General features: G+C 70.0%; 28 protein-coding genes and 1 pseudogene. 17 read left to right on the plus strand and 12 right to left on the minus strand.

Annotated features, from left to right (window positions below; translation table 11 throughout):
* Positions 1-133: 133 nt before the first annotated feature.
* The gene (locus K6U06_RS00005) at positions 134-889 is read left to right on the plus strand and encodes an ABC transporter ATP-binding protein (RefSeq protein ID WP_262319824.1); all 756 of its coding nucleotides are present in this window, start codon (positions 134-136) and stop codon (positions 887-889) included.
* A 231-nt stretch (positions 890-1120) separates the two neighbouring features.
* On the opposite strand, the gene K6U06_RS00010 is transcribed toward K6U06_RS00005, so the two are convergent.
* Positions 1121-1438, minus strand: a complete 318-nt coding sequence (locus K6U06_RS00010; protein ID WP_262319825.1) for a hypothetical protein — start codon at positions 1436-1438, stop codon at positions 1121-1123.
* Between the two features lie 187 nt (positions 1439-1625).
* Here K6U06_RS00010 and K6U06_RS00015 point away from each other — a divergent pair, with 187 nt between their 5' ends.
* Positions 1626-2900 carry an ATP-binding protein gene (locus K6U06_RS00015; RefSeq protein WP_262319826.1) on the plus strand — a complete coding sequence of 425 codons (1275 nt, stop codon included), beginning with the start codon at positions 1626-1628 and terminating at the stop codon, positions 2898-2900.
* Between the two features lie 321 nt (positions 2901-3221).
* Here K6U06_RS00015 and K6U06_RS00020 read toward each other — a convergent pair whose 3' ends face one another.
* The 3 genes from K6U06_RS00020 to K6U06_RS00030 all read right to left on the minus strand — a co-directional run bounded on the left by K6U06_RS00020 (position 3222) and on the right by K6U06_RS00030 (position 4785).
* The gene (locus K6U06_RS00020; RefSeq protein ID WP_262319827.1) at positions 3222-3860 is read right to left on the minus strand and encodes a dihydrofolate reductase family protein; all 639 of its coding nucleotides are present in this window, start codon (positions 3858-3860) and stop codon (positions 3222-3224) included.
* 74 nt (positions 3861-3934) lie between these two features.
* Entirely contained in the window at positions 3935-4423 is a 489-nt protein-coding gene (locus K6U06_RS00025) for an SRPBCC family protein (protein ID WP_262319828.1), read from the minus strand.
* Positions 4420-4785: an ArsR/SmtB family transcription factor gene (locus K6U06_RS00030; protein WP_262319829.1), complete on the minus strand. Its 366-nt coding sequence runs from the start codon at positions 4783-4785 to the stop codon at positions 4420-4422. Before K6U06_RS00030 ends, K6U06_RS00025 begins: the two co-directional genes overlap by 4 nt.
* Before the next feature lie 583 nt (positions 4786-5368).
* Between K6U06_RS00030 and K6U06_RS00035 the strand changes: the two genes are divergently transcribed.
* The 8 genes from K6U06_RS00035 to K6U06_RS00070 all read left to right on the plus strand — a co-directional run bounded on the left by K6U06_RS00035 (position 5369) and on the right by K6U06_RS00070 (position 13497).
* Positions 5369-5872, plus strand: a complete 504-nt coding sequence (locus K6U06_RS00035) for a hypothetical protein (protein WP_262319830.1) — start codon at positions 5369-5371, stop codon at positions 5870-5872.
* Between the two features lie 818 nt (positions 5873-6690).
* Positions 6691-6831 carry a hypothetical protein gene (locus tag K6U06_RS00040; RefSeq protein WP_262319831.1) on the plus strand — a complete coding sequence of 47 codons (141 nt, stop codon included), beginning with the start codon at positions 6691-6693 and terminating at the stop codon, positions 6829-6831.
* An 18-nt stretch (positions 6832-6849) separates the two neighbouring features.
* Entirely contained in the window at positions 6850-7077 is a 228-nt protein-coding gene (locus K6U06_RS00045) for a hypothetical protein (RefSeq protein ID WP_262319832.1), read from the plus strand.
* Between the two features lie 522 nt (positions 7078-7599).
* The gene (locus tag K6U06_RS00050; RefSeq protein ID WP_262319833.1) at positions 7600-8796 is read left to right on the plus strand and encodes a cytochrome P450; all 1197 of its coding nucleotides are present in this window, start codon (positions 7600-7602) and stop codon (positions 8794-8796) included.
* A gap of 16 nt (positions 8797-8812) precedes the next feature.
* Positions 8813-9448: a TetR/AcrR family transcriptional regulator gene (locus tag K6U06_RS00055; protein ID WP_262319834.1), complete on the plus strand. Its 636-nt coding sequence runs from the start codon at positions 8813-8815 to the stop codon at positions 9446-9448.
* A 9-nt stretch (positions 9449-9457) separates the two neighbouring features.
* Positions 9458-10465: an alcohol dehydrogenase catalytic domain-containing protein gene (locus tag K6U06_RS00060; protein ID WP_262319835.1), complete on the plus strand. Its 1008-nt coding sequence runs from the start codon at positions 9458-9460 to the stop codon at positions 10463-10465.
* Between the two features lie 113 nt (positions 10466-10578).
* Complete coding sequence (locus K6U06_RS00065; RefSeq protein ID WP_262319836.1) at positions 10579-11052, plus strand: FABP family protein; 474 nt, start codon at positions 10579-10581, stop codon at positions 11050-11052.
* Positions 11053-11592: 540 nt separating this feature from the next.
* Positions 11593-13497: a CocE/NonD family hydrolase gene (locus tag K6U06_RS00070; protein WP_262319837.1), complete on the plus strand. Its 1905-nt coding sequence runs from the start codon at positions 11593-11595 to the stop codon at positions 13495-13497.
* 67 nt (positions 13498-13564) lie between these two features.
* On the opposite strand, the gene K6U06_RS00075 is transcribed toward K6U06_RS00070, so the two are convergent.
* A complete protein-coding gene (locus K6U06_RS00075) occupies positions 13565-15013 on the minus strand; it encodes an MFS transporter (protein WP_262319838.1) in 1449 nt (482 codons plus the stop codon).
* Positions 15014-15048: 35 nt separating this feature from the next.
* Positions 15049-15537 (minus strand): MarR family winged helix-turn-helix transcriptional regulator, encoded by a 489-nt coding sequence (locus K6U06_RS00080; RefSeq protein WP_262319839.1) that lies wholly within the window; start codon positions 15535-15537, stop codon positions 15049-15051.
* Between the two features lie 160 nt (positions 15538-15697).
* On the opposite strand from K6U06_RS00080, the gene K6U06_RS00085 reads away from it, so the two are divergent.
* The 4 genes and pseudogenes from K6U06_RS00085 to K6U06_RS00095 all read left to right on the plus strand — a co-directional run bounded on the left by K6U06_RS00085 (position 15698) and on the right by K6U06_RS00095 (position 17832).
* The gene (locus tag K6U06_RS00085; protein WP_262319840.1) at positions 15698-16342 is read left to right on the plus strand and encodes a DUF4333 domain-containing protein; all 645 of its coding nucleotides are present in this window, start codon (positions 15698-15700) and stop codon (positions 16340-16342) included.
* A 101-nt stretch (positions 16343-16443) separates the two neighbouring features.
* Positions 16444-16539, plus strand: a pseudogene (locus K6U06_RS24565) (DUF2510 domain-containing protein); the annotation flags it as partial.
* 102 nt (positions 16540-16641) lie between these two features.
* Positions 16642-16881 carry a hypothetical protein gene (locus K6U06_RS00090; RefSeq protein WP_262319841.1) on the plus strand — a complete coding sequence of 80 codons (240 nt, stop codon included), beginning with the start codon at positions 16642-16644 and terminating at the stop codon, positions 16879-16881.
* A 120-nt stretch (positions 16882-17001) separates the two neighbouring features.
* Entirely contained in the window at positions 17002-17832 is an 831-nt protein-coding gene (locus tag K6U06_RS00095) for a mycofactocin-coupled SDR family oxidoreductase (RefSeq protein WP_262319842.1), read from the plus strand.
* A gap of 39 nt (positions 17833-17871) precedes the next feature.
* Here K6U06_RS00095 and K6U06_RS00100 read toward each other — a convergent pair whose 3' ends face one another.
* On the minus strand, positions 17872-18435 hold the full coding sequence (locus tag K6U06_RS00100) for a TetR/AcrR family transcriptional regulator (protein ID WP_262319843.1): 564 nt from the start codon (positions 18433-18435) through the stop codon (positions 17872-17874).
* 90 nt (positions 18436-18525) lie between these two features.
* Here K6U06_RS00100 and K6U06_RS00105 point away from each other — a divergent pair, with 90 nt between their 5' ends.
* The gene (locus tag K6U06_RS00105) at positions 18526-19431 is read left to right on the plus strand and encodes an SDR family oxidoreductase (RefSeq protein WP_262319844.1); all 906 of its coding nucleotides are present in this window, start codon (positions 18526-18528) and stop codon (positions 19429-19431) included.
* A gap of 192 nt (positions 19432-19623) precedes the next feature.
* Here the strand turns inward: K6U06_RS00105 and K6U06_RS00110 are convergent, their stop codons facing one another.
* Positions 19624-20367 (minus strand): Clp protease N-terminal domain-containing protein, encoded by a 744-nt coding sequence (locus K6U06_RS00110; protein ID WP_262319845.1) that lies wholly within the window; start codon positions 20365-20367, stop codon positions 19624-19626.
* Positions 20368-20578: 211 nt separating this feature from the next.
* On the opposite strand from K6U06_RS00110, the gene K6U06_RS00115 reads away from it, so the two are divergent.
* Positions 20579-20752: a DUF1059 domain-containing protein gene (locus K6U06_RS00115; protein WP_262319846.1), complete on the plus strand. Its 174-nt coding sequence runs from the start codon at positions 20579-20581 to the stop codon at positions 20750-20752.
* Complete coding sequence (locus K6U06_RS00120) at positions 20749-21900, plus strand: EAL domain-containing protein (RefSeq protein WP_262319847.1); 1152 nt, start codon at positions 20749-20751, stop codon at positions 21898-21900. The genes K6U06_RS00115 and K6U06_RS00120 overlap by 4 nt, the downstream gene beginning before the upstream one ends.
* A 30-nt stretch (positions 21901-21930) precedes the next feature.
* Here K6U06_RS00120 and K6U06_RS00125 read toward each other — a convergent pair whose 3' ends face one another.
* From K6U06_RS00125 to K6U06_RS00140, 4 genes are all read right to left on the minus strand, one after another.
* Positions 21931-22698, minus strand: a complete 768-nt coding sequence (locus tag K6U06_RS00125) for an SDR family oxidoreductase (protein ID WP_262319848.1) — start codon at positions 22696-22698, stop codon at positions 21931-21933.
* Between the two features lie 40 nt (positions 22699-22738).
* Entirely contained in the window at positions 22739-23557 is an 819-nt protein-coding gene (locus K6U06_RS00130; RefSeq protein WP_262319849.1) for a class I SAM-dependent methyltransferase, read from the minus strand.
* Positions 23558-23630: 73 nt separating this feature from the next.
* A complete protein-coding gene (locus K6U06_RS00135) occupies positions 23631-24227 on the minus strand; it encodes a dihydrofolate reductase family protein (protein ID WP_262319850.1) in 597 nt (198 codons plus the stop codon).
* Positions 24228-24255: 28 nt separating this feature from the next.
* The gene (locus K6U06_RS00140) at positions 24256-25413 is read right to left on the minus strand and encodes a sulfotransferase family protein (protein ID WP_262319851.1); all 1158 of its coding nucleotides are present in this window, start codon (positions 25411-25413) and stop codon (positions 24256-24258) included.
* Between the last annotated feature and the right edge of the window lie 2 nt (positions 25414-25415).

The following is a 25415-nucleotide window of genomic DNA, read 5'->3' on the forward strand; positions in this document are numbered from 1 at the left end:
GCTGACGCCCGGCAGTCACGACCACGGGCACCCCATCCGACCCGCCCCATGCGACAACCCCGCAACACCGTCGCATCCGCACTCCTCTTCAACGCGCCCCGAAACCCGCTATCCAGTTACGACCAGCGGTCCCATGACTAGCTATGACTGCCTCCATGTCGAAGACCTGACGGCGGGCTACGGTGGACCGCCGGTCATCCAGGACGTCTGCCTAGGCGTCGACAAGGGCCAGATCGCCGTGGTTGCGGGCCCCAATGGAGCCGGCAAGAGTACTCTCGTCAAGACGATTGTTGGTCACCTGCGTTGCACCGGTGGCCAGGTCAGGGTAGGCGGGGAGGACGTCACAAACCACAGCCCGGAGCGGATCGCCCGGGGACGGGTCGGTTACGTCCCGCAGAACCAAGACGTCTTCGGGACCATGTCGGTAGTGGAGAACCTCGAAATCGGTGGCTACCTGCTGAAGAAGCGGGAGGTGGCCGGCCGCATTGAGGAGGTTCTCGGATTGTTTCCTGCTCTGGCCGCCATGCGACACCGCACGGTCGGCCGACTCTCCGGAGGCGAGCGAAAGATGGTGGCCATTGGCCGGGTGCTGATGCTCCGCCCCGCCGTACTGGTCCTAGACGAGCCCACCGCCGGACTGTCGGTCGCGCTCACCGTGGACCTATTTGAGAAGTACCTTCCAGAGCTTGCTGCGACAGGGGTAGGGATCCTCCTGGTCGAGCAGAAAGCCACTGAGGCCCTGCGCAATGCCGACTGGGGCTACATCCTTGTCTCCGGGCAGGTCCACGTATCCGAGTCGGCGGCCACCATCTTAAGCCGTCCGGACCTGGGCGAGGTGTTCCTCGGTGGTTCCGCATCCCTTTCGGCTGATGCCGATCTGACTAATTGAGTGACCCCAGAGCACTGGCTCGACGGATGATGCGGCGACGACCACCTTCCTCACGTCGCCCCTGCGCATAATTGCACTTATCCGCGGCCAGCTGTCATGACAGCTCATGTCGGGACGGATCTCAAGGTTTGAGCGCCCGTCCCAAGCGCCCTGGGTCGATGGATGCGGTTAGCCGGTTGAGGGCTCATCGGTTAGAGCCTTGATGATTTCTGGGGCTAGCCACCGGAGTTGTCAGCGAACGCCGCCTGGCGCCTCGCGGAGGATGCCGAGTTGTTCGAGTTGGCGTAGGGCGCTGAGGGCAGCGGGGCGGGTCACTCGGAGCCGGCTCTCCACGACTCGAGCGGTGAGGATTGGCTGGGCGAAGGCGAGGCCGACGAGCTGATTGGCGATGCTGCGGGTATGGACCCCGACAGCCCGCCGGTACTGCTCTTGGAGGTCGGTGAGCTGCTCAGCCCGATGGATCCAGACCGCTACGCCGACAGTGTCTTCGGGGCCGCTCGGCGCTGTTCCAGCCCGGCGGAGTAGATGGGCTCTGGGAGCGATTGCCAATTTCCGACGAAGACGACGCGCTCGCCCAGGCTCGGCTGGCCGGACGAAGTGCGTCGAGGTTGACCAGGTGTGCCGCCATCTCGGGCCCGGCGGCTCTCCCTACCCAGCCTTGGCAGCTGAACCGCGTGAGGTTGGTAGCAGGGCGTGCGTGAAGTTGGTAGCGTGGTTGGCGTGAAATTGGTAGCGGATGACCGGTAGCGCTGAGCCAGGTGGTGGCGCCGGATACCGGCCCAGGCTCGTTGACGGCTATCTCGCAGAGCTGTGTGCCGACTTCCCGGCGGTCATGGTCACCGGGGCGCGTGCGTCGGGGAAGACGACCACCGCCGCTCAGCACGTCGAGCAGGTCGTCCGGCTGGACGAGCCGGGTACCGCTGCGGCGTACCGAGCAGATCCTGACGCAGCGCTGCGTCGAACGGCCCGGCCGGTCCTCTTGGACGAGTGGCAGGAGGTGCCTGAGGTGCTCGCGGCTGTGAAGCGGTCCGTTGATCAGGATGCAACCCCCGGACAGTTCGTCTTGACTGGAAGCGTCCGTGCTGAACTGACCAACGAGACGTGGGCTGGCACGGGTCGGATTGTCCGGATGAGCATGTACCCCGTCGTGGAGCGGGAGCGAAGAGATGTCCCCGACTTCGCCCGGTCGTCGTTCCTGGACCGGCTTGCAACCTCGGGCCTCGACGACATGACGCTTCCCGCAGCGCCGCCGACCATCGACGACTACGTGCACCTGGCGCTGCGAGGTGGCTTTCCCGAGGTCGCCTATCGGCAACGGAGCGACCGTGCCCGGACGACATGGCTGGCCAGCTATCTCGATGACCTGGTCACGCGGGACGCGGCGATCGTCGACACGATGAAGGATCCAGCCAAGCTTCGTCGTTACCTGACGGTTCTAGCCCTGAACAACGCCGGCATGCCGTCTGACGCCACCCTGTATCGAGCTGCAGGCGTCAACGCCAAGACGGCCGCCGGCTACGACCAACTCCTCACGAACTTGTATGTCCTCGACGTGGTCCCCGCTTGGACGAACAACAGGCTCAGCCGACTTGTGCGGCACGGCAAGCGTTACCTCGTCGACTCTGGCCTCGCCGCGGCAGCCGCAGGCCTCGATGCCATGACGATCCTTAACGATGCCGAACTTGTCGGCCGCATGTTCGACGCGTTCGCGACCTCGCAACTTCGACCTGAGATCGCTGTTCGCTCGCCCCGGGCGACACTGCACCATCTCCGTCTCGAGGCGGGGCGCCGAGAGGTAGATCTCGTTGCGGAGGTGGGCGCTGGTCGGGTGGTGGCCTTGGAGTTTAAGGCCGGTGTAGCGCCCGACCAAGCGGACGCAAAGCATCTGTACTGGCTCCGCGAGCGACTCGGGCGTGACTTCGCAGCGGGTGCGGTCGTGCATACGGGGCCGGGCCTCTACGAAATGGGGGACCGGGTGTATGCCATCCCGCTCTGTGCCGTCTGGTCATAGACTCCTCTCCGGCCCTGACGCCCGGGCTATGAACATTGACAATGGCGTATCGTGTCGAGCCTATATCCAGTTCCACCAGTCGTTCTCAGACTCGTTATTTAGCCCGTCCATGGCGCATCCATGGCGCAGCTCCTGACTTCCGCCACTGTCCGTGGAAGTTTCAGAACCCTCCTGAGCAGGTAATACGACTCTCCGTGGACGCCCAAAAGCCGCAAATGGGTGCTTCCCAAGCTGAGAACGCGGGTTCGATTCCCAGCCACCTGTGGTGCCGGGATGCTTGACCTGGACGCGTCGCCGCTTTCTGGCTGTTGCGGAGTGGGATCACCGGGTGAAGGTGAGGTGGGTGACTCCGCTTGACGTCGTGACCGCCTCCACGTCGTATTGCTCCTCTAAGGCTTCCAGGTTGTCCCACAACCGGACACCGCGACCAAGCAGGATCGGCACCAGCACGATGTGGAGGTGGTCGACGAGACCGGCGGCGATGAAGGCGCGAGTGATGGTGGGGCCCCCGCCGATGCGGACGTCCTGACCGGCGGCTGCGTCCCGGGCCGCCTTGAGTGCGTCGGCTGGCGTGGCGTCGAGGAAGTGGAAGGTGGTGCCGCCTTGCATTTCGAGCGATGGGCGCGGACGGTGGGTTAGAACGTAGGTCGGTGTGTGGAATGGTGGGTTCTCTCCCCACCAGCCGCTCCACTCCGGGTCGTCCTGCCAGTTGGGCGGCCCGAACTTGCCCGCTCCCATGATCTCGGCACCGATGCCGGGCCCCCAGTTGCTCGCGAACGCGTCGTCGCTTCCTGTGGTCCCTCCTGGCTGCCCCAGCATCTGCTGGAACGAGCGAGTGGCGAAAAACCATTCGTTGAGTCGGGTCCCGGCGTGACCGAAGGGGGTTTCGAGGCTCTGGCCTTCGCCGGTGGCGAAGCCGTCCAGCGAGACCGAAAAGTTGTGGATGCGGACGCGGGACATGGAGGCTCTTTCGGTGGTTGGCGGTAGGTCAGCCTGTTTCATGTATCTGGCGGAGATCCCATCCGTGGAGGGAGTCACGTGGCACCGAGATGGTTGGCGAGCTTCTGCATCGTCTGAAGTCCGAGCTCGACGGCGCCGAAGCCGAGTTTTTCGTTTCGCTGTTCCGCGGTTGGGTGGAGCTTTCGCAGGGTTAGGACCGTCTTTCCGTCGGCCTGTTCGTCGAGGGAGACCGTTACCCGGAAGCGGGCTGGGTCAGCGTCGACGTCGGAGCCGTGGTCCATTACCAGCCTTTCGCTTGGGACGACCTCGAGGTAGTCGAAGCGATTCGTGAACACGGTGCCGTCTGGGGCGGCCATGTCGAAGCAGGCCCGGCCTCCAGGGCGCACGTCCATCTTTTTGACGGTGCAGATGAACCCGTCGGGCCCGAACCATTGACAGAAGGCTTCGGGGTCGGTCCACGCCGCGAACACCGCGTCGCGGGGAGCGTCGAGGACTCGAACGAGGACGATCTCTCGCTCGAGAGCCGACGCTGTCTGGTCTGGGATGCGCGGGGTCGTGGTCACCTGGTCTCCGATGTCGGGCGGGGTGCTGTTCGCTCCGACGCTCGGCGGAGGTGCGCGTCGAGGCGATCGAGACGCTGCTCCCACACGGCTCGGGTGTGCTCTGCCCACGTGGCGATATCGACTAGCGGCTCCGGCCGCAGCTGGCACGGCCGTCGTTGGCCATCTCGGCTGCGACTGATCAGACCAGCCTCCTCGAGGACTTTCAGGTGGCGGGAGATGGCCGGGAGGCTGATCGGGAACGGTTGAGCCAACTCGAGCACCGTTGCCTCTCCATCGGCCAGGCGACGCACGATCGAGCGTCGCGTCGGGTCCGAGAGGGCGGCGAAGACCATATCGATCCGGTCTGGGTCCCTGACGGTCATCGTGGCCGGCGCTGCCGCGGATACTTCACAGATAGGTTATTTAACACAGTGGCTACATGTGGTCAAGGGACTTGGCCCGGCGGTCGGCCTCAACGAGGTCGGGGACTTCTCACGGCCACAGGTGGGGACTTCTCACGGCCACAAGTGCGGACATCCGGTGGCCACCAGCGGGGACTTCCGCCTGGCCACGGACATAGGTATGGGGTCCTGGCTGAGGTTCACCTGCGGGGCCCATGGCCTCGCCAGCCTGAGCGCCGTCGATGGCAACAGGTCGTTGGTGTTACAGATGGCACCCGGACGCTCCCACACGGCCTGTGCAATATCTGGGCCCGGGGGAGCCATCAGTGCTCGAGGATCGCCCAGCGATGGTCCGCTGATCCAAGCCATCAGGTCTTGGCGTCCTGCGACATTCTCGGAGGCGCCGAACTCCATCGACCCCTTTTGCTGGCCGACCTGGTGCGCGTGACGGCAGGTCGGGGTCGAGGCTGCAGGGGCGGAGGGCAGGTTGGTGCGTGGGCCGGTGGTGAAGCCGGTGAGCTCTCCCGTCCCGAGGAGCGCAACTACTGGCATAGCGTGGGGTCCGATGGGTCTCTTCGCACGCCGCCAGGAGCAGGACGCCGTTCCGGCGACGGTTAGCGCTGGCGGGGGTCCTCGCGGGTCCGACGCTGCGCTGCCGGCCCGGTTTCAGGTGGTGTCGGTCGCGCCCGGTCGCTCCGACGGCGAGGCGTCGATAACGGGTGTCGTGCTCAGCGCCCTGCCCCCCCGGGTCGGCCAGCTCGCGGTGCAGTTGAGCCGGCCGAACTGGCCAGACGCCGCCCAGGAGCTCCCGGCGGTCGTGGATCCCGCTGCACCCGGTCGATTCGCCGTGAGCTGGGCGGTTGTCGCGGTGGTGGGCGGGTCGGAGCGGACCATCACCGCCACCCAGTGGAACGACCCGGACCGGGCGTGGGACCCAGGTCCCGACGGCGCCCATGACCGAGCCCTGGCAGGCTGGCTGACCGAGCACGCCCACGGGCCCGGCGGCCTCGTCGGTACCCTGGAGCCGGCCTTATTGGCGCGGCTAGCTGCGCAGGGCTTGGATCTGTAACCCGATTGTCGCCGGCGGAGCGAGATCGGCGGCGCCGTCGGAACTCGTCGTGGCCGCCGGCTGGGGGGTCCTCGGCATCGTCGCCTCCACCAGGTCCGCCACACGATCAAACGGGTCGCCGAGACGGACCCAGCAGCGCAGGTCCAAGACGACCTGAAACGCCCTGCCGCCTACAGGGCGGCAAGACCACGCAGAACGGCACGCATGGTGTCTCCTGGTGATGCCCGGTAGGGGTCCGTGTCGGCAGCCGACGTCGGTGTGCGGGCAGTTCGGCTGGCCGCCAGCGCCCGCGAGATCAGAGTCGACGTATTTCGAAGCGTCCGAGTTGAGCGGCGAGGGTCGCCATGTCGCCCGGGTCCGAGGTAAGGATCTCGAGCGGACCTCGCTGGGCGGCTCGGCCAGCAGGCCGTTCCCCGGTGTCGCCTTGGACGGCGGCGTGACGAGCAGACGATGGTGTGGAAGCTCGAGGAAGCTGCCGGTGGAAGCGACCTCGGCAACGGGGGACGTCGAGTTCGCCTCGCGTGGTGTGCGCTCCAGTCGCCCGCGTCGTGGTACCGGCGGTCCCGGCCCGCGCCGACACCCGACGCCCGCGCCCGGTGTCGGAGGCGGGGCCCCGGGGGCACGCCCGGGTCGGGGCCGCGAAACGCCGGCCGATCGGCCGCCGCCAGGCGTCATCTGTCAGCAGTTCCGGCGGCTCGCCGCCCTTGTACGGGCAACGTCGCCAGCGGATGACACCAGCTTCGCCCGACGAATGGGGGAGGGGACTCCGCGCGTGGGGCACCATGACGTCGTGGTGCGCCCGCTAGTAGTCTCCGGTCATGAGCGGCCGTTCGGAACGGTTGAGCGAGGCTTACGAGGCGCTGGGCCGTGGCGATCTGAGCCCCTGGGTGCGATTGCTCGACCCGCGGGTGGTGTGGCGTGCCATCGACCTTCCGGAGGTCCCGGACACCCCCACTTGAGGCAACCGGCAGGCGGTCGTGAACCGCCTCTCGATGCTGCAGGAGAACGGACGGCGCTTCGAGGTGATCGAGGCTGTCGAGCGGGGGTCAGCGGTCGCGCTCGGTCTGCGGGTATCTGAGCCCGGATGGTCGGGAACGGCGGAGGTGTTCAAGGTATTCACTTTCGACGTGGCTGGCGCCAGCGTCGTTGGCATGCAGGACTGCGACTCCCGGCGGTCCGCGTTGGCCGTGCTCGAGGATCGCTAGGCCGGGGCCGAGGGCCGTGTAGCACCATGAGGTGGGAGGGTTGCCCGTGATCTGCGACATCGCGGTCCCGGCGGGCTTGGTGGTCGCGTTGGCTTTCCTGTGGTTGATCAGCCGCCGGTGGTCGTCGCTATCCACGCTTCGCGATAACCGTCGAGACGCGCGAGCAATGGGTTCTCAGGGGCGTTTGTCAACCAGGACCTTTCATGGACCAGGCGCCGGCAACAGTCCGGCTCCCAGCCGGACGGCGACAACCCTCGATAGTCAGACCGCGCGCCACCGGTCCTCGCGTAAAGGTGCCGCGGTCGTACGTGCGGGCCGGCGCTTCCCGGAGGCGGCGTGGTCGGGCCCAGCGGCGGTGACCGCGTCCCCGAGGCCGGCAGCCACCTGCTCACCCAGGCCCTCCCTCGGTGGAGGAACCACGGGCGAACCTCGACCCGAGCCGGACACCCGCAGCTTCGTGTCATACTGAGTGACGCCAATTGACCGGCTCTCGCCGGCGGGCGCGCAGGGGGAGGACGGCTCATGCCCACGACCGAGGCCGCCGGGGTCTACTACGACCCCTACGACGTCGACATAAACCTGGACCCGTACCCGGTGTACGCCCGCCTCCGCGAGGAGGCGCCGATCTACCGCAACCAGGCTCACAACTTCTACGCCTTGTCCCGCCACGCCGACGTGGAGCGGGCCCTCCACGACCGGGACACCTACATCTCGGGGCGGGGTGCCATCCTCGAACTGATCACCGCCGACATCGAGTTCCCGCCCGGAGTGATCATCTTCGAGGACCCCCCGATCCACACCCGTCACCGCAGCCTGCTGTCCCGGGTGTTCACCCCCAAGAAGATGAACGCCCTGGAGCCGCAGATCCGCGCCTACTGCGCCCAGAGCCTGGACCCGCTGGTCGGGGGCGGCAGGCTGGACTTCATCGCCGATCTCGGCTCCCAGATGCCGATGCGGGTCATCGGCATGCTGCTAGGCATCCCCGAGGCCGACCAGGAGGCCATCAGGGATCAGGTTGACGCAGGCCTTCGCACCGAGCCGGGCCAGCCGATGGCACAGCGCGCCGACAGCTTCTCCTTCGAGGCGTTCGAGCAGTACATCGACTGGCGGGCCGACCACCCCTCCGACGACTTGATGACCGAGCTGCTCACCGCCGAGTTCGACGACGAGCACGGCGAGCGCCGAACCCTTCGGCGCGACGAGGTGCGCACCATGGTCACCGTCATCGCCGGGGCCGGCAACGAGACCACCACCCGTCTGATCGGCTGGGCCGGCAAGCTGCTCAGTGACCATCCCGACCAGCGCCGGGAGCTAGCCGCGGACCTGGCGCTGGTCCCCAACGCCATCGAGGAGATCCTGCGCTTCGAGCCGCCCGGCCCTCACGTGGCTCGCTGCGTGGCCCGGGACGTGGAGCACTACGGCACGACGGTCCCGGCCGGCAGCGCCATGCTGCTCATTGTCGGGTCGGCCAACCGCGACCCCCGCCGCTACCCAGACGGGGACCGCTTCGACATCCACCGCAAGCCCGGGGCTCACCTGACCTTCGGCTACGGAGCCCACTTTTGCCTCGGGGCGGCGCTGGCGCGCGTCGAGGGGCGCATCGCCTTGGAGGAGGTCCTCCGCCGCTTCCCGGACTGGGAGGTCGACCTGGGGCAGGCCCGGCTGTCGCCGACCTCCACCGTGCGAGGGTGGGAGACCCTGCCGGCCCGCCTGCTTTGATGCGGCCCTGAGCGGGGTGACCGGGCCGGCGAACGCGGCGAACGGTGCGGGCCACGGCACGGCGCGCCGCTACGACAGCCCGGTGCGCCGCCTGCAGATGGCCGAGACCCGGGAGCGGATCGTGGCCGCCGGGGCGGCGCTGCTCCACGAGCACCCCATCTGGGACTGGCGGGTCCTCACCGCCCGCGCGGTCGCGGCGAGCGCCGGCGTCAGCGAGCGCACCGTCTACCGCCACTTCTCCACCGAGCGCGCGCTGCGTGACACCGTCCTCGAGCGGCTCCGCGAGGAGGCCGGCATAGACATCGGGGACATGTCCCTCCACGACGTCGCCGGTGTCACCGACCGGATGCTGCGCTTCGTCGCCGGCTTCCCGATCGAGGCCCGCACCCCCGGGGATCCCACGCTGGCGGCCGCCAACGAGGCGCAGCGCTCCGCGCTGCTGGCGGCGGTCACGGGGTCCGCAGACCGCTGGACCCCCGAGGATCGGGCCGAGGCGGCGGCCGTGCTGGACGCCCTGTGGAGCGTCGTGACCTACGAGCGGCTGGTGGCCGGCTGGGAGCTCCAGCCGGATGCCGCCATCCGGGCGATCACGTGGGCCATCGGGCTGGTCGTCGACGCCATCGACGGAGGGAACCGGCCCGGCCCGGGGTAGGACCGGGGCATGCCCAGCGTCCACGTGCAGCAGATCCCCGAGACCGGTGCCGACCTGGAGGCCGCCGAGCGGGACATCCGGGATCCCGGCCGCGGTGAGGTGCGGGTCCGGGTCGAGGCGTGCGGGGTGTGCCACAGCGACGTCCTTTCGGCGCAGCTGGCCGCCAGCTACCCGATCGTCCCCGGCCACGAGATCGCCGGGGTCATCGACGCGGTCGGCGACGGCGTCGACGCCTGGGCACCGGGCCAGCGCGTTGGGGTCGGCTGGTACGGCGGGATCGACGGGACCTGCCCGGCCTGCCGGGCCGGGGACTTCATCGACTGCGCCAACCTGCGCACTCCCGGGCTGGCCTACGACGGCGGCTACGCCGACGCCGTGGTGGTACCGGTGGAGGCGCTGGCGGCCATCCCCGACGCCCTCAGCGCCGTCGACGCCGCCCCGCTGATGTGCGCCGGCGTCACCACCTTCAACGCCCTGCGCCGCAGCCCGGCGCGCGCCGGGGACCTGGTGGCGGTGCTCGGCGTCGGTGGCCTCGGCCACCTGGGCGTGCAGTTCGCCGCCCGGATGGGCTACGAGACAGTCGCCATCGCCCGGGGCGCCGACAAGGAGAGCGCCGCCCGGGAGCTGGGGGCCCACCACTACATCGACAGCACCGCCACCGACGTCAGCGAGCGGCTCCAGGCCCTCGGCGGCGCCACCGTGGTGCTCTCCACGGTGACCAACTCAGCGGCCATGGCCGCCACCATCGGCGGCCTCGGACCCCGCGGGCAGCTGGTGGTCCTCGGTGTAGACCAGGCCAGCATCGACGTGGCTCCCTTCGCTTTGGTGAGCCAGACCCGCTCGGTGGCCGGTCATCCTTCGGGTACCTCGAAGGACTCCGAGGACACCCTGCGCTTCGCCGCCCTCACCGGCATCCGGCCTGTGGTGGAGACCATGCCGATGGCCGACGCCGCCAAGGCGTGGCAGCGGGTCCTGGCCGGCCACGCCCGCTTCCGCATCGTCCTCGAGAACGCCTGATTCCCTATGGGAGATCGGTTGTCAAGGATCCGCGGCCGCCTCCGCCACCGTCGCCCGCCTGACACAAGGGAGATCGGCGCTGCTCCCGGGGCCCGGTCGGCAATACTGGCGGCATGGACCGCCCGATCCATCCTGACGTCGAGCCTCTGGGGTTCCTGCTCGGCACGTGGAGCGGCGAAGGCCAGGGCCAGTACCCGACCATCTCGCCTTTCGGTTACCGCGAGACGGTGACGTTCGCACACGTCGGCAAGCCGTTCATCTCCTACACGCAGCGGACGGTCGCGGTCGATGACGGCAGGCCTCTGCATGGCGAGGCCGGGTACCTGCGTTCACCCCGGCCCGGATGGGTGGAGTTCGTGGTGGCCCACCCGACCGGAGTGGTGGAGGTGGAGGAAGGCCCGTTCAGCGGGCCTTCGCTGCGGCTGCGCTCGATCGTGGCTGCCGGCACGGGCTCCGCCAAGGACGTCACTGCCATCGAGAGGGATTTCGACTTCGAGCCAGGACTCATCACCTACTCGTTGCGGATGGCCGCCGTTGGCCAGTCGCTTACTCACCACCTCCAGGCTCGGCTGCAACTGGAGGGATGAGCTGGCCGGCGGGCAGCGGGGAGTGTGAGGATCGACAGGCGGTCGCCCGCCGGCACGACCGCCGATGGTTGCCCGGTCGATGTCTACGCCGCGCTGCCCGATGACCCCATCGCCGAGGTGATCGCCGGCCGGTTGACTCCTGGCGCCACTGTTCTTGACCTGGGAGCTGGGACGGGTCGTATCGCCGATCCTCTGGCCCGGGCACCACCTACCGGGGTGTGCTCGGTCGAGTCGAGACCGAGCTTCATGTGCACGAGCGCGACGGCGGTCTACTCCGCGCCACAGTGAGGTACCGGGCCGACGGGCAGGCATGGGACCACCATTTCTCCACCCTCCTCCTCCCGACGCGGAGTTCACCGCCGCCTTGGGTGACGCCGGCCTCGTGCTCGAGGCAGCGTTGACCGGCGGCCGCGGCGGATGGCTCATAGCTCGTGGGAGAAACCGTCGCGCCGGGCAGGAGGCGCGGCGGTCGGCACCGAACAACCGATCGTGCGTACTGCGGGGGAGCAGAAGTTGGGGGTAACGGCGCGTCGGCGGCTTGTGACTGGTGCCGGGGCGGCCGCGCTGGTTGGCTCGGCCCTGGCCATGACCGGCATGGGGGCCGCCGGAGCTGCCACGCAGCCGGCGTGGCTGCAGGCCAAGCAGGCCGCGCTGGCCTCGTTCCGGCCGCCCCCGCCGGCGAGCGTGGTGGCCACGCCCGGGCCGTCCGCCAGCTACTACACCAGCGAGCTGATCACCGCCACGGTCCGCAACCTCGGCCCGGCGCACACCGCCACCTGCACGATCAAAGGCGAGCTGCTCACTCCCACCGGCGTCAATGCCGCCCATCCGGCCCCAGCAGTGGTTACGACCAACGGCTTCGGCGGATCGTACGACGACAGCACCACCCTCGGGTCGGCGCAGAACGCCGCCTACGACGGCTACGTGGCGCTCACTTACTCGGGCTTGGGTTTCGGCGGCAGCAGCTGCGCGATCGAGCTCGACTCGCCGGCTTGGGACGGCGCGGCCGCTTCGCAGCTGATCTCGTGGTTGGGCACCCTCCCGCAGGTGACCAAGGACGACCCCTCGAAGGACGATCCCCGCGTCGGGATGATCGGCGGCTCCTACGGCGGCTCGATCCAGTTCGCCACCGCGTCCATCGATCCGCGGGTCGACGCGCTGGTGCCGATCATCACCTGGAACGACCTGGCCTATTCCCTCGCGCCGAACAACGCCACCGACGGGACGACGACGACTTCGCGCACCGACGCCGAGCCCGGCGCGCTGAAGTATCAGTGGACCGGGTTGTTCTTCGGCGACGGCATCGTGTCCTCCGCGAAGTACGCCATGCTGGCCCAGCAGTTGGCTACCGGCTGCCCCGGCTTCGACCCGGCCATCTGCTCGGCGTTCGCCCGCACCGTGGCGGCGGGCTACCCCGACCCGACCACGACCGCCTTGCTCCACGGCGACTCGATGGTGTCGTACTACCGGACCGTCCACATCCCGGTGCTCTTGGCTCAGGGCGAGGACGACAGCCTCTTCAACATCCAAGAAGCGGTCCGCAACCTGCGGGAGCTGCAGGCCAACGGCGACCCGGCGCAGCTGGTGCTGCAGAGCTGGGGTCACAGCAGCCTGACCCCGGCGCCGGGGGAGCTGACATACGCCCCGCCGTTCGACGGGTACGAGAACGTGTTGATCAAGCACTTCTACGACCGGTGGCTGCGCGCCACGCCCGGGGTGTCGACCGGTCCCGCCGTGCAGTACTTCCGGCCGTGGGTGTCCTACACCGGGAGCGCGGCTGCGGCCTACGGAACTGCGCCATCGTGGCCGGTCGGCACCTCCCGCTCGCTGTACCTCTCCGGCGGTTCGCCCGCCGCCGCTGGCGCCTTGGTGCCCTCGAGCGAAGCGGTCGTGGCCGGCAGCCAGACGTTCCTCAACACCGGGCCGACCGGGACCAGCTACTCCGAGACCAGCGCGGTGCAAGACACCCAGCCGTTCTCGTCGATACCGCCGAGTGACACGCCTGGGACCTTCGCGGCGTACTCGAGCGCGCCGCTGCCGAGCCCCGTCGACGTCGTAGGCATCCCGAAGCTGACGGTGCGCCTGACCTCCTCGGTCGGCACCGGCACGCCGACGTCGCCCGCGACCGACCCGGTCGTCTACGCCAAGCTCTACGACGTGGCCCCCGACGGGACCCGGACCCTCGCCGACCGCCTCGTCGCCCCGGTGCGCGTCACCGACACCTCGAGGCCGGTGACCATCACCCTCCCCGGGGTCTCCGCCCAGTACGCCGCCGGGCACCGGATCGAGCTGGTGATCGCCTCCGGCGACGACGCCTACTTCGGCAACCGGACACCGGAGGCCTACACGGTCAGCGTGGCGCCCGGCACGCCCGGCTCGCTGACCCTTCCGGTCGTGCCCCAGTCGGCGCAGCGCAGCGGCGGGGAGCCGGTCAGCGCGCCGTAGTCAGCGGTCAGCGGTCAGCGTCGCCGGTCAGCGGCCCAAGGAGCTAGAGGCCAGGTAGGCGTCAGCGCTAAGCGCCGTCAGTCTCGTGGTGGCCGGCGGCAGCGTCGACGGGCACGGGCGCGGCCTCGTCTAGGTGTTCGAAACCGCCTTTCGGTTTGGCCGGCCCGAACAGCAACCCGTACAGCCCGGCGTTCGCCAACTGGAACACCGCGGATAGTTCGAAGGGGGCGGCCAACCCGACCTCGTCGAAGAGGTAGCCGGCGAGCACCTGGCTGGCTGCCATGGTGCCCTGGGCCGGCAGGAGCGACAGGGCGGCGACGCTGGAGCGCTCGTCGGGGTGCGCCAGATCCTGGGTGAACGACTGGCGAAGCGGCATGCCGGTGCGCTGCGCCATCATGCGCACGAAAAATATGGCGCCGGCCAGCCAAAATGTCGGGGCGAGCACCATCGGGATGGTGAGAGCCCCGCCGATGGCCCGTACCGCCACGATGGCCCGCACGGTGCCCAGCCGGCGACCGACGCCCGCCGCGGTCAACGTCGTCACCAGCGACCCCAGATTGACGAGCGCGAACAGCAGCCCGATGGTCCCCGGGCCGGCCCCGTAACGGCGGGCCAGCCAATAGCTCAAGAACGGTCCGAGCAGGCCAATGCCCAGGCCGTTAACGCCGTTGGTCACCCAGAGCCGCCACAGCGCCGGCCACGACCGGCGAGGCCACGAGATCAAACTGCGCCGCGCCGGGCCGGGCGGCACCGGCCCGGCTAGAACAGCCTCATTCTCGGGGCTGGGCGAGTTCGTAACCGACGCGGGTCGGCCCGCCTTCTCGGCCCTAGCCGGGCCCGGCGCTGGCACCGCCGCGGATCGGTTGGCGGGCCGGCCTGGCGCCATCGGGGCCGGGAGGGGACGCCACCTCCAACGCCCGCTTGGCTCGCGCAGCCACAAGGCGGCGACGGCCGCCACGGCCGCGAGCGCTCCGGCGGCGATGAAGGCGGGACGGTAAGAGGCCATCGCCGCAGCGGCCGACATGCGCCGATGGTCACGGGCCAGGCCGGCAAGCAGGCTGCCGACCACCGCTCCGGCCGATGCCACAAACGCCAGCCGACCGAAAGCCGCAGGGCGGGCCGAGGACGGCACGGTCTCGGCCACGAAGGCCGATTCGGCTGGCTGGTAAGGGCCGACCGTGCCGCCGCCTGCGCCCTGTCCGCGACCGAAGCTCCCCAGCGCGGCGAAGACGAAGAGCAATACCGGGTTTCGCGACAGGGCAAAAACGCCGGCCGATACCGCTGCTAGCAGGGGCACACCCACCAGATACGGCTTGCGGCCCACCCGATCTGACGTCATACCGACGGCGGTTGAGATGACGGCCGACACGACCGTTACCACCAAGAACAGTGTGCCGATCTCCAACGCCGAGAACCCGACGGCGGCCAAATACAGGGCGGTCACCACGCCCGCTATCGCCCGGGCCACGCTCACGGCGCTGCGACCGATCAGGATGATGCGTAGGTTGCGGTCCACCCAGTCCGGCCATAGACGCCTCCACCAGCGGCCGATCACCGGTTGCTGCCGACCAATTGGGCCAGCGCCTCCAGCGCCGGCAGCGCCGCGCTGATGGCCCGCTGCTGGGCTCGCGGGAGCTGATCGAGGTGCTGGCGCAGCGCGGCCGCTCGCGCTGCTTGCAGCTGCTGGTGCAACTCGCGCCCCCGAGGGGTCGCCGACACCAACGCCACCCGCCCGTCATTCGGATCCTCGTGTCTGGTCACCGTGCCGTTCTCCACCAGACGCCCCAACAACCTGGACAGCATGGTCGGGTTGAGCGCCTGATGGCGGGCGAGATCCGACGGCCGGAGAGGACCGTAGCGGTCAACCGCGGCCAGGACGCCCAGTTCCGAAGGCGTCAACCCCGAGCCGGCATCGATGCTCCTCAGCAGACGCCCCAAGCGCAGCAAGGCGACCCGCAAACGGGCCGCTTCATCGAAGGCGGCGTTGCCGCCCGGCTCGCCGGCCGGGGGCCGCGCAGCTGGCGCTTGTGGGCTACCCATCCCGCCACTATATATGCCTGCCGTGAAGCAACTATATGGCGCCGGTTTCGCCCTTTGCGCAACGCCGAGCCGCATGGTGAACGCCGTCCACGCCGTCCACGCCGCCACGCCGTCAACGGGGTGGCGGTGGCGGAGGCGGCCTGCAGTAGGGTCCGGCCTCATGAAGTCCCTGATACTGGCCGCTGGTCTGGCCTGCACGTCACTACTAGCTGCGTGCGGAGGGTCGGTGAGCGTGGGCAGCGGGCAGGTGGCGCAGAGCGACGTGGAGTCCACCGTCGCCAAGCAGCTGGCGTCGACGACCAACCAACCGGTGCCTTCGGTCGCCTGCCCGGGCGGTCTCGACGCGAAGGTCGGAGCGTCGATCGACTGCACGCTCACCCCGCAGGGCGGAGGAGCGACGTTGCCGGTGCACGTGACGGTGAACTCGGTCACCAACGGCACCGCGCACTACACGGCGCAGGTCGGCCAGGCGGCTGGTGGTGGCAACAAGACGACGTTTTGCAACGACAACGCCACGCTGGACAAGGCGACCGCGGCCGCCACCCAGCCGTCGGACCTGGTGCAGATCTTCAAGGACAACTCCAGCGTTGTCAGCGACTTCGAAGCCGAAGCGCCCGCCGACATCATCAGCGATGCCAGCACCCTGGCCAACGCAGCCAAGGCCGCTATCAGCTCCGGTGACGCCACCACGTTCACCAACCAGTCGCTCGTCGACGCCGGCAAGAAGGTCGACGCCTACTGCGGTCAGAACTCCGATGGCTCCCCGCTGACTGGCGACACCAGCTCCACCACCGCCGGCTCCTGACGGGCCCGCCCGCACAAGCGAAGCGTCAGCCTCGCCTCGGCGCTACCGTTCGGGAGGGCGCCGTCACGAGACACGACGCCCCCGAGGTGGGGGGAGGGGCGATGTATCCAGCGGACTGGTTTGTTGACCCGAGCGACAGCCGCCAGCTCAGATACTGGGACGGCCAGACCTGGACCGCCTACACCCAGCCGCGGGTGCCCGGCGCTCCCGTGCCCGGCTCTCGCGCGCCCGGCCCCTTTCTTCCCGGCGTTCCACCGCAGTACCCCGGCAATGGGTACCCGGGTTTGCCTCCTGTGGGCGTGGCTGCGAAGAACCCGGCGTTGTCCATGCTGGTGTCGTTCTTCCTGCCCGGGGTGGGTTCCATGATCAACGGTGACGTCGGCACCGGCATCGCCATCCTGGCTATTTGGCTGATCAGCTTCCCGCTGATGTTCGTGTTCGTCGGCTTCTTCACCGGGGTGGTCGCGTTCGTCTGGGGACTGGTCGACGCCTTCCAGGGCGCTCGTCGCTGGAACGCCCGCCACGGGATCGTCTCCTGAGCTTCTCCCTTAATGCGACGGTAGTTGCTATAAGCGGCCGACTCGGGTAATTTCGGGACGTGGGCGACCCGGGCGATGCGCCGCGACGCCGCAGCCGACCGGACAGCGAGGAGGTTTTCGGTGGTCGATCTGACCGGCAGGGTCGCTATGGTCACCGGGGCCGCCCGAGGCATGGGCCGAACCCACGCAGTGGCCCTGGCCGAAGCCGGCGCCGATGTCGTGCTCTGCGACAGGTGCGCTGACCTACCGACCGTCGCCTACCCATTGGCCGACGAGCAAGACCTGGCCGAGACCGCCCGGCTGGTTGCCGCCGCCGGGCGAAGCGCCCTGTCCATGGTCTTCGACGTGCGCGACCGAACCGCCGTGGCGACCGCGGTGGCCGACGCGGTAGGGCGGCTGGGTCGTCTCGACATCCTCGTCGCCAACGCCGGGGTGAGCGCCCTCACGCCCATCCAGGGAGGGGACCCTGCGGTGTGGGACGACGTGCTCTCCACCAACCTGACGGGCGTCTACAACTGCATCAGCGCGGTCGCTCCGATACTGGCCGAGCAGCGCTGGGGGCGTATCGTGGCCACCGCCTCCATGCTGGGACGGTCCGCCGCTCCGGCCCAGGCCGCCTACGTTGCCTCCAAGTGGGGCGTGATCGGCCTGGTCAAGTCGGCCGCGCAAGACCTGGCTTCCGCGGGGGTCACGGTCAACGCCTTGGCCCCCGGCAACGTCGACACCCCGATGGTCCGCAATGATGCCCTGTTCCGGCTGGTGCGCCCCGATCTCGAACATCCCACGGCCGATGACGCCGCGGTGGTCCTCCAAAGCCTCCACCTCCAGCCGATTCCTTGGATCGACCCAGCCGAGGTGACCGAAGCGCTCATGTTCCTCGTCGGGGCCGCCCACATCACCGGCTCCGTCATCGACATCAACGCCGGGGCGTCGGCCCGCTTCAGCGCCTGATCGGAACGTCCAGTGGGCGACGACGACACGCCGGCGTCCCTAGCCGGCGGTCACCGAACGCAGTTCTTGCAGCGACTCGTTGATCAACCGTCGGAACGCCGTCGGGTCATCCTGGTGCACCCAGCGGGCGAAGGCGACGTGGAACACCGTCACGCCCGCCTGTGCTGCCAGCACCGCGGCGTTGGCGGAGTATCCCCGGCTGAGCAGCATCGCCTCGATCGAGGCAGCCAGATTCTGCAGCTTGATGAGCTCGCGCTCGCGAAGCTCGGAGTTGGCCTGGATGATCCCGGCCCGCACCCCCGCGAAGTGGTGGCGTTCGGTGAACATCTCGGCGACAGGACCCAGCCCTGCGATCACCGCCCCGAGCGGGGTAGCCCCCGCTGGCGCGGCGGCTACCCCGTCCAGCCACACCCGCTCGAGTTCTGCTGAACCGCTGAAGAGCACCTCGCGCTTGTCGGAGAAGTAGCGAAAAAACGTGCGCTTGGTCAGGCCGGCGCGCGCCGCGATCTCGGCCACGGTGGTCGCCTCGTACCCCTGCTCTGCGAACAGGGTGATGGCGGCTTTCGTGAGGCGGCCCGCTGGGTCCGGTTGCCAACGTGACATCTGCGGGGAGCGTAATCCATGACACCGAGTGCCATGATTGGTGGTACGGTGATGGCACCAAGTGACATACCGTCTAGATGGGAGCTCCACATGCGCATCTTCGTCACCGGCGCGTCAGGCCACATCGCCTCCGCCGTCATCCCCGAACTGCTCGGGCACGGTCACCAAGTCCTCGGCCTGGCCCGCTCCGACGCCGCCGCGAAAGCGGTCGGCGCGCTGGGTGCCGATGTCCGCCGCGGCGACCTCGACGACCTCGAAGGTCTCAGGGTCGCCGCCGAGGAGGCCGACGGCGTGATCCACCTGGCGTTCAAGCACGAGGCCATGCGCACCGGGGAGTTCATGAGCGCGGTCGACTCCGATCTGGCAGCCACCCGGGCGCTCGGCGACGCCCTGGTGGGCACCGACAAGCCCTTCGTGACCACGAGCGGCACCCTGATGCTGGCCATGGCCGGGGTCAGCGGCCGCCCGGGCACCGAGGATGACCAGTCAGAGGGCGGTCCCCGGGTGGACGCCGCCAACTACACCCTGGCGCTGGCCCGCCAGGGGGTGCGCTCGTCGGTCGTGCGCCTTGCACCCATGGTCCACAGCGACCTCGACCATCACGGCTTCACCTCCGCCTTGATCGGCTTCGCCCGGGACAACAAAGCCGCGGCCTATATCGCCGACGGCGCCAACCGCTGGCCGGCCGCCAACTCCTACGACATCGGCGTCTTGTACCGCCTGGCGGTGGAGAAGGGGCTGGCCGGCTCGACGTATCACGGCGTGGGCGACCTCGGCATCCCTTTCAAGGTGATCGCCGAGACGATCGCCGGCGCCCTCGGGGTGGAGACCAAGAGCGTGGCGTTGGACGAGGCGCCGCAGTACCTCGGCTTCCTCGCCGGCTTCGCTCACCTGCACAACCCGGTCACCAACGACAAGACCCGCCAGGCGCTCGGGTGGGAGCCGACCCATCCCGGCTGGGTCGAGGACGTCCAGACCGGCCACTACATCGGCTGAGGCCCCCTCGGGCGCGGAAATGACCTTGCGGCGCCCGCCGCCACCGACCACGATCGGCCATGGTCCTGGTGCGCCGGATTCGCCCCGGCGAAGCGAGATCCGGATGATCGCGTGCCTGCACGATCCGGGGTCTAGCGGCGGCGCCCCCGGCGGACCGGACGGCACCCAGCGCGACGCAGCCGGTCTCCGGGATCAGCCGGCCTGACGGCGCTGTTGGAGCACCGCGTCGGCGATCTCCACCTTCACTGCGTCTTCGACCAGTTCGGCGCGCAGCCCGAGCGCTTGCAGGGCGTGGCGGACCGGCCCGTCGCCAGAGACCGTCCCGATCAGGAGATGTTCGGTCCCTATGTAGGTGTGACCGAGGCGCAGCGCCGCCTTCAGCGCCTGGCCGAACGCCTCCCGGCACGCAGCTGTGTAGTCCAGCCCTCGCAGCTCGGCGGGGTCGGGATCCGGCCCGGCGGTCGGGCGCCCCACCCCCAGCGCGTCTTGGGCCCGGTCGGCGCCGACCCCGAGGCGGGTGACCGCCCGCGCCGCGATACCGGCGGCGTCGAGCAACGTCGCCGCCGCCAGGTGCGACACGTCCACGGCCTCGCCCCCGCCCTCCGCGGCCAGCCGGGCGGCCGCGGCGACGGCGACGAGGGCCCGTGGCGTGAAGCGGTTGAACGCTTTCGCCTCCGGCAACAAGGGCTCGTCCTTGGCGGTGAACCGCTTCTGCGCCGCCTGCTTGGTCACGCCCATGGCGCCGCCGATCTGGCTCCACGACGCCCCAGACACCCGTGCCTGGTCGACGAAGTGACCGATCAGGGCATCCGCCTGATCGTTGAGCTCTTGGGCGGTGACCACGGCATCGGAGAGGTGCTCGAGCGGGCCGCCTTCTGGGTGGAGGGACCGCACGAACCCGATGAGGTTGTCGAGGGTGATCGGCATCGGCGCCATTCGTCAATCGTAGGTTGTCGGGTCTCTGCCGTCAATGCCAGGTTGACGTTGAGGGGTCGGTTGCCAGGCGGAGCGCAGCGTTTTCGGCCCGCCCAGCCGAATAGTCCTTTAGGCGGGGTCCGGGCCCGCCGATCTTCCCCCCAGACACCGATTCCGCTACCTGTTCGAGGGCGGCGGCCGGCCGGCCGTTAGGGCCGTTAGAGGAGATCCCGTGAAGACCTTTGCTTGTGGGGACGTGGTCCCGGGCTGCACCGCCTCTTGGAGCTGCGAGACGGAAGAGGAGATCCTCCTCGGGGTGGCCGAGCACGCCGCCGTGGCCCACGGGATGCGCACCATCCCCGCGGGCGTCGTCGCCGAGGTCCGGCAGCACATCTTCGCGGGGTGACCGCCGTCCCCGCTGCGACGGCGCCCTCCGGCCCGGACCGCTCGCAGTCGGCGTGGCGGCGCCGCATCTCCGGGGTGCTCAACGAGAAGGCGGTGCGGATCGTCTACCAGCCGATCATGGACGTCCGGGCCGGCACCGTCGCCGGGTACGAAGCCTTGGCCCGCTTCGACGAGCCGGGCCTGTCGGTAGAGGAGTGGTTCGCCGCGGCCCGGGCCGCGGGGATGGCGGCCCAACTCGAGGCGGCGGCCATCAGCCTGGCGTTGGCCGCCCGCCCGTCGCTGCCAAACAACTGCTTTCTCACCGTGAACGTCTCACCAGCGGAGCTATCCGAGCCGCTGGTCCAGCAGGCGCTGGCCGCGGCCGGTGACCTCGCCGGGGTGGTTCTCGAGGTCACCGAGCAGACGGTGGTCGAGTCGTACCCCGAACTCGAACGCCAGCTGCGGCGCTGGCGCAACTCCGGCGCCCTGGTCGCAGTCGACGACGCCGGAGCCGGCTACGCCGGGCTCCGCCACCTCCTCGAGCTGCGTCCATCGATCATCAAGCTCGACCGTCACCTGGTCGACCGGATCGACCGGGACCCGGCCAAACGGGTGCTCGCCGAGATGATCGGAACCTTCGCCGATCGGACCGACGCGTGGGTGCTGGCGGAGGGGATCGAGCGCCGGCCCGAGCTCGACGTAATCGCCGAGCTCGGCATCCCGCTGGCGCAGGGCTACTTCGTCGGCCGGCCCGCGCCGGGGTGGTCCGGTCTCGGCGAGGCGTCGACCTGGGCCGCCTACCGGGAGGCGCCGGTCCGGGCCGCCAGGCCGGGGACCGTGGCCGCCCACCTGGTCGCGTGTCCCATGGCGGCGGACCTGGCCGCGGCCTCGGCGCTCCTCGGCGCCGACGACGACCTCGACTGGGTGGTCGTCGCCGACCGCCTGGGCCGGCCTTCCGCCGTGGTCAGCCCCGATGACCTGGTGGCGAACGGCCCGGGCGCCGGTCAACAGGTCAACGCCGGGACGCCGGCGGCCCAAGCCCTGCGCCGGGCCATGGCCAGGAGCGCCGGCCAGCGCTTCGCCCCGTTGATCGTCATCGACGAGGTCGGCCGCTACCTCGGTATCGCGCCCATCGACCGCCTCGTAGACGGGGTCGCCGCCCAGGCCTGAGCGACACCGCCGACGCGGCCGACCAAGACGTCAGCCGCCCGCCGCCTCGTGGCTCAACCATTCGTCGAACGTGGTCGGCATGATCCGGGCTCCCGGGCCGGGCAGCAAGACGTTGCCGGCCATCGTCACGTCGAAGGGGCCGTCCCACGTCGGCACCAGCCGCACCTGTCGGTCGCGGGCGGCGAGCGTCCGACGGGCCATGTCGACGAGATCTTGGGTTTCGGGTCCGGCGACGTCGAGGCGCCGGTGCTGGGGCGCGCCGAGTCCGACCTCGGCGAGGACGGCTGCCACGTCGGTAGGAGCGATCGGCTGGACGAGCAGCGGAGGGACGGCAGCCACCCCGTCGCTCTCGCTCCAGCCCACGACGGTGGCCGCGAAGTCGTGGAACTGGGTCGAACGCACGATCGTCCAAGGCACAGGACCTCCGACGACCGCGGCCTCCTGGGCCAGCTTGCCCGCGTAGTGGGGGTTGCGGGCCGGCTCGGCGGGCCCGACGATCGACAGCACGACGTGGTGGCCGACGCCGGCGCGCCGCTCCGCCTCAAGGAGGTTCGCGGTCGTGGTGGAGAAGAACTCCACCGTCGCGTCGCGGTCCCGGGTGGCGGCGTTGGTGGCGTCGATGACCGCCTCCACCCCGGCGAGGACGCCCTCCAAACCGGCGCCGGAACGCAGGTCGACGCCCCGAGCCCGGCTGATCTCGACCACGTCGTGGCCGCCGGCGCGCAGCGCGGCGGCGGTCAGGGACCCGATGTGGCCGGTGGCTCCGGCGACGGCGACCGTCCTCGGCGCGGGGGGCACCCCTAAACGATACGGGCCGGCCACCGGCGTCCCCAAAACTTCATTCGCAGCGCCGAGCGACCCGCAGGACGGCGAGGTAGCGCCGGGGCACCCGGTCGCCCATTCGGGTGCGGATCCGCTCGGCGATGGCGCCGAGCAGCGCGCCTCGGGCATCCGGGTCGAGCGAGCGGTAGATCGAGACGGACAGGAGCAGATCGGCGAACCCCTCCCCGTTGAACCACTGGACGTGGGGATAGAACCGCACGGTTGGTGCCTCGAACAGGGGGCCGGGGTCCTCGATGCGCTCGAGCGTCCCCCAGCCGGGGCCTGCGGCGCGGACCTCCTCCTCGAGCGGCGGGTGCCCCCAGTTGGGGTTGCCGGGGCAGTACCGGTCGTGGAGGTCGGCGGTCGCGGCGTAGACCTCCGGCTCGCCGGGCCGGCGGGTCACCACGTTCGAGAGCAGCGCGACCGACCCTCCGGGGCGGAGGAGGTCACGGGCCCGGGCCCAGCCGACCGAGGGGTCGACCCAATGCCACGCCGACGCCGCGACCAGCGCGTCGAAGCGCCTGGCGCGCTCGTCCCACTCCTCGAACGTCGAGGTCTCGACCTCGACGTTGGGCCGGCCGGCGACGTTACGCCGGGCGAGCGAGGCCATCCCCGGGCCTGGCTCCACGGCGGTGACCGAGCATCCCAGGTCGGCCAGCGGGCGGGTCGCCTGGCCGGTGCCGCAGCCCACCTCGAGCACCGAAGACCCGGCGCCGATGCCGGCGAGGGCGGCCAAATCCTCGAACAGCTCCGCGGGGTAGGAGGGCCGCACGCGGTCGTAGAGATCGGGTGCCTCGTCGAAGATCCGGCCGAGGCGCCGGTCGGGTCCGGTCATCCCGCCATGGTGCCCTACCGGGCGGCGGGCGGCGGGCGGTGGAAGCGGCGGGGTTGCTCCGGCTTGCGGCGTGTCAGCCGGGCGGCCGAACCGGGTAGCGCAGGTGCAACGCGCGGGCGCCTTGGACCACGACCGGGTCGTCGAGGAGGACGTGGCCGCCGGTCAGCTCGGCGAAGTAGCGGACACCGGCCCCGAACAGGACCGGGACCAGGCTGACGCAGATCTCGTCGACGAGGCCGAGGTTGAGGGCCTGCTGGATGATGTCGGCGCTGGCGATGGTCACGAACTTGGCTCCGGCCACGGACTTGGCGGCGGTGACCCCATCGGCGACGGAGCCGGTGAAGGTCGTGCGGGGGAACCGCTCGGCCGCGTCGGGCGGCGGCGGGCGGTGGGTGACGACGACGACCGGGGCGCCGGCAGGGTGGTTGTCGCCCCACCCGTCGGTCTGGTCGAAGAGCCGGCGGCCGGAGACGATGGCGCCGCAACCCGACGTGAGCTCCTGGAGCATCGGCGCGCTGGCGGCGTCGGTGGAGAAGCTCATGGTGTCCTGGGCGCTCGGCACCGTGACGTCGCCGCCCCAGTACCACTCGAACAGCTCGCCGGGGTTGTCGTCGGGTTGGGCGACGAACCCGTCCAGCGACATGCACATGTGGGTCAGCACTTTGGTCATGCCTTGATGACTGCGCCGGCCCCGTAAATCATCGGCGGGCGGCCAGCTGGGGGTGGGCGGCCAGGTAGCCGCTGAAGCGGTCGTCGACCTCCTCGGGGCGCAAGCCGAACTCCTCCAGGGTGTAGCGGTGCGCCGGGCGCCCGGCGCCGGCGTGCAACAGGCCGTCCATCGCGGCGCGAGCCCCCGGGAGCAGCGGCTGGCCGACACGGTCGTAGATGGTCTCGACGGTCCGGAGCGGGTCGGCGACGAACTCGTCGTAGTAGACGTCGAGGAACCGGTCCGGGTCGTGGCCCTCCCGGTCCCGCTGGAACGTGTCGGCGCCGCGCCCCCACAGCTCCAGTTGGGCGGCGCCTACCGTCGGGCCGGCGAACACCGACGACCAGCCGTCGGACGCTTGGGCGTTGAGGCTGCACACCGAGGCGATGACCGAGCGGGGCGCCCGGTGGGTCTGGACGACGAGGGCGTCGGGGTACACCGCCATCAGCGCGTCCAGCGCGAACAGATGGCTGGGGTTCTTGAGCACCCAACGCCGCCCGGCGTCGGGCAGGCCGATCAGCTGCAGGTTGCGCCGGTGGCGGGCGTACGCCGCGGTCCAGTCCTGGCGTTCCAGCCACGCCGAGTAGGTCGGGATGTACGCCAGGCACTCGTAGGAGATCGACATCGCCGACTGGCGGAGCAGCTGCCAGCACTCCTCGACTTGCTCCGCGGACATTTCGTGGGCGCCGAGGAACTCGGGGTGCGCGACCTTGTGCTGCTCGTAGCCGGCCTGGATCTGCTGGAACACCGGGTCGTCGGCCCACCTCTCCCGGGGTGGGCGGGGCTGGGGAACGTCGGTCAGCCACACCTCGAGGCCTTGGTTGGCCGGGTCGGCGGCCAGCAGGCGGTGCAAGGCGGTGGTCCCCGTGCGCGGCAGCCCAGTCACCAACACCGGCCGGTCGATCGCCACGTCGGCGTGCTGCGGATGGCGCCTCCACCCGTCCTGGCTGAGCAGGCGGGCGGCCAGCGCGCCGCGGAGGAACGCCCGCTTCACCTTCCGTCCGAGCGGGGTGAGGGCGGCGTCGCGGTGATAGGAGTCGAGCAGCACCCCGAGCCCCTCCCCGTAGTCGCGGTCCCCGAAGTCGTCGAGGCCGGTAACCCGCGTCGCCGCCTGCTCCAGGTCCTCGACGGTACCGACGTCGTCTCGCATCG

Source organism: Acidiferrimicrobium sp. IK (assembly GCF_025499425.1).
Classification (GTDB): Bacteria; Actinomycetota; Acidimicrobiia; order Acidimicrobiales; family Palsa-688; genus Acidiferrimicrobium.

What these genes read in the sequence shown, in the direction of transcription:
- K6U06_RS00005 (WP_262319824.1), top strand. Translation starts at nt 134, where the DNA reads ATGACTAGCTATGACTGCCTCCATGTCGAAGACCTGACGGCGGGCTAC.
- K6U06_RS00015 (WP_262319826.1), top strand. Translation starts at nt 1,626, where the DNA reads ATGACCGGTAGCGCTGAGCCAGGTGGTGGCGCCGGATACCGGCCCAGG.
- K6U06_RS00020 (WP_262319827.1), bottom strand. Translation starts at nt 3,860, where the DNA reads ATGTCCCGCGTCCGCATCCACAACTTTTCGGTCTCGCTGGACGGCTTC.
- K6U06_RS00030 (WP_262319829.1), bottom strand. Translation starts at nt 4,785, where the DNA reads ATGACCGTCAGGGACCCAGACCGGATCGATATGGTCTTCGCCGCCCTC.
- K6U06_RS00035 (WP_262319830.1), top strand. Translation starts at nt 5,369, where the DNA reads ATGGGTCTCTTCGCACGCCGCCAGGAGCAGGACGCCGTTCCGGCGACG.
- K6U06_RS00040 (WP_262319831.1), top strand. Translation starts at nt 6,691, where the DNA reads ATGAGCGGCCGTTCGGAACGGTTGAGCGAGGCTTACGAGGCGCTGGGC.
- K6U06_RS00050 (WP_262319833.1), top strand. Translation starts at nt 7,600, where the DNA reads ATGCCCACGACCGAGGCCGCCGGGGTCTACTACGACCCCTACGACGTC.
- K6U06_RS00060 (WP_262319835.1), top strand. Translation starts at nt 9,458, where the DNA reads ATGCCCAGCGTCCACGTGCAGCAGATCCCCGAGACCGGTGCCGACCTG.
- K6U06_RS00065 (WP_262319836.1), top strand. Translation starts at nt 10,579, where the DNA reads ATGGACCGCCCGATCCATCCTGACGTCGAGCCTCTGGGGTTCCTGCTC.
- K6U06_RS00080 (WP_262319839.1), bottom strand. Translation starts at nt 15,537, where the DNA reads ATGGGTAGCCCACAAGCGCCAGCTGCGCGGCCCCCGGCCGGCGAGCCG.
- K6U06_RS00085 (WP_262319840.1), top strand. Translation starts at nt 15,698, where the DNA reads ATGAAGTCCCTGATACTGGCCGCTGGTCTGGCCTGCACGTCACTACTA.
- K6U06_RS00100 (WP_262319843.1), bottom strand. Translation starts at nt 18,435, where the DNA reads ATGTCACGTTGGCAACCGGACCCAGCGGGCCGCCTCACGAAAGCCGCC.
- K6U06_RS00105 (WP_262319844.1), top strand. Translation starts at nt 18,526, where the DNA reads ATGCGCATCTTCGTCACCGGCGCGTCAGGCCACATCGCCTCCGCCGTC.
- K6U06_RS00110 (WP_262319845.1), bottom strand. Translation starts at nt 20,367, where the DNA reads ATGGCGCCGATGCCGATCACCCTCGACAACCTCATCGGGTTCGTGCGG.
- K6U06_RS00130 (WP_262319849.1), bottom strand. Translation starts at nt 23,557, where the DNA reads ATGACCGGACCCGACCGGCGCCTCGGCCGGATCTTCGACGAGGCACCC.
- K6U06_RS00135 (WP_262319850.1), bottom strand. Translation starts at nt 24,227, where the DNA reads ATGACCAAAGTGCTGACCCACATGTGCATGTCGCTGGACGGGTTCGTC.
- K6U06_RS00140 (WP_262319851.1), bottom strand. Translation starts at nt 25,413, where the DNA reads ATGCGAGACGACGTCGGTACCGTCGAGGACCTGGAGCAGGCGGCGACG.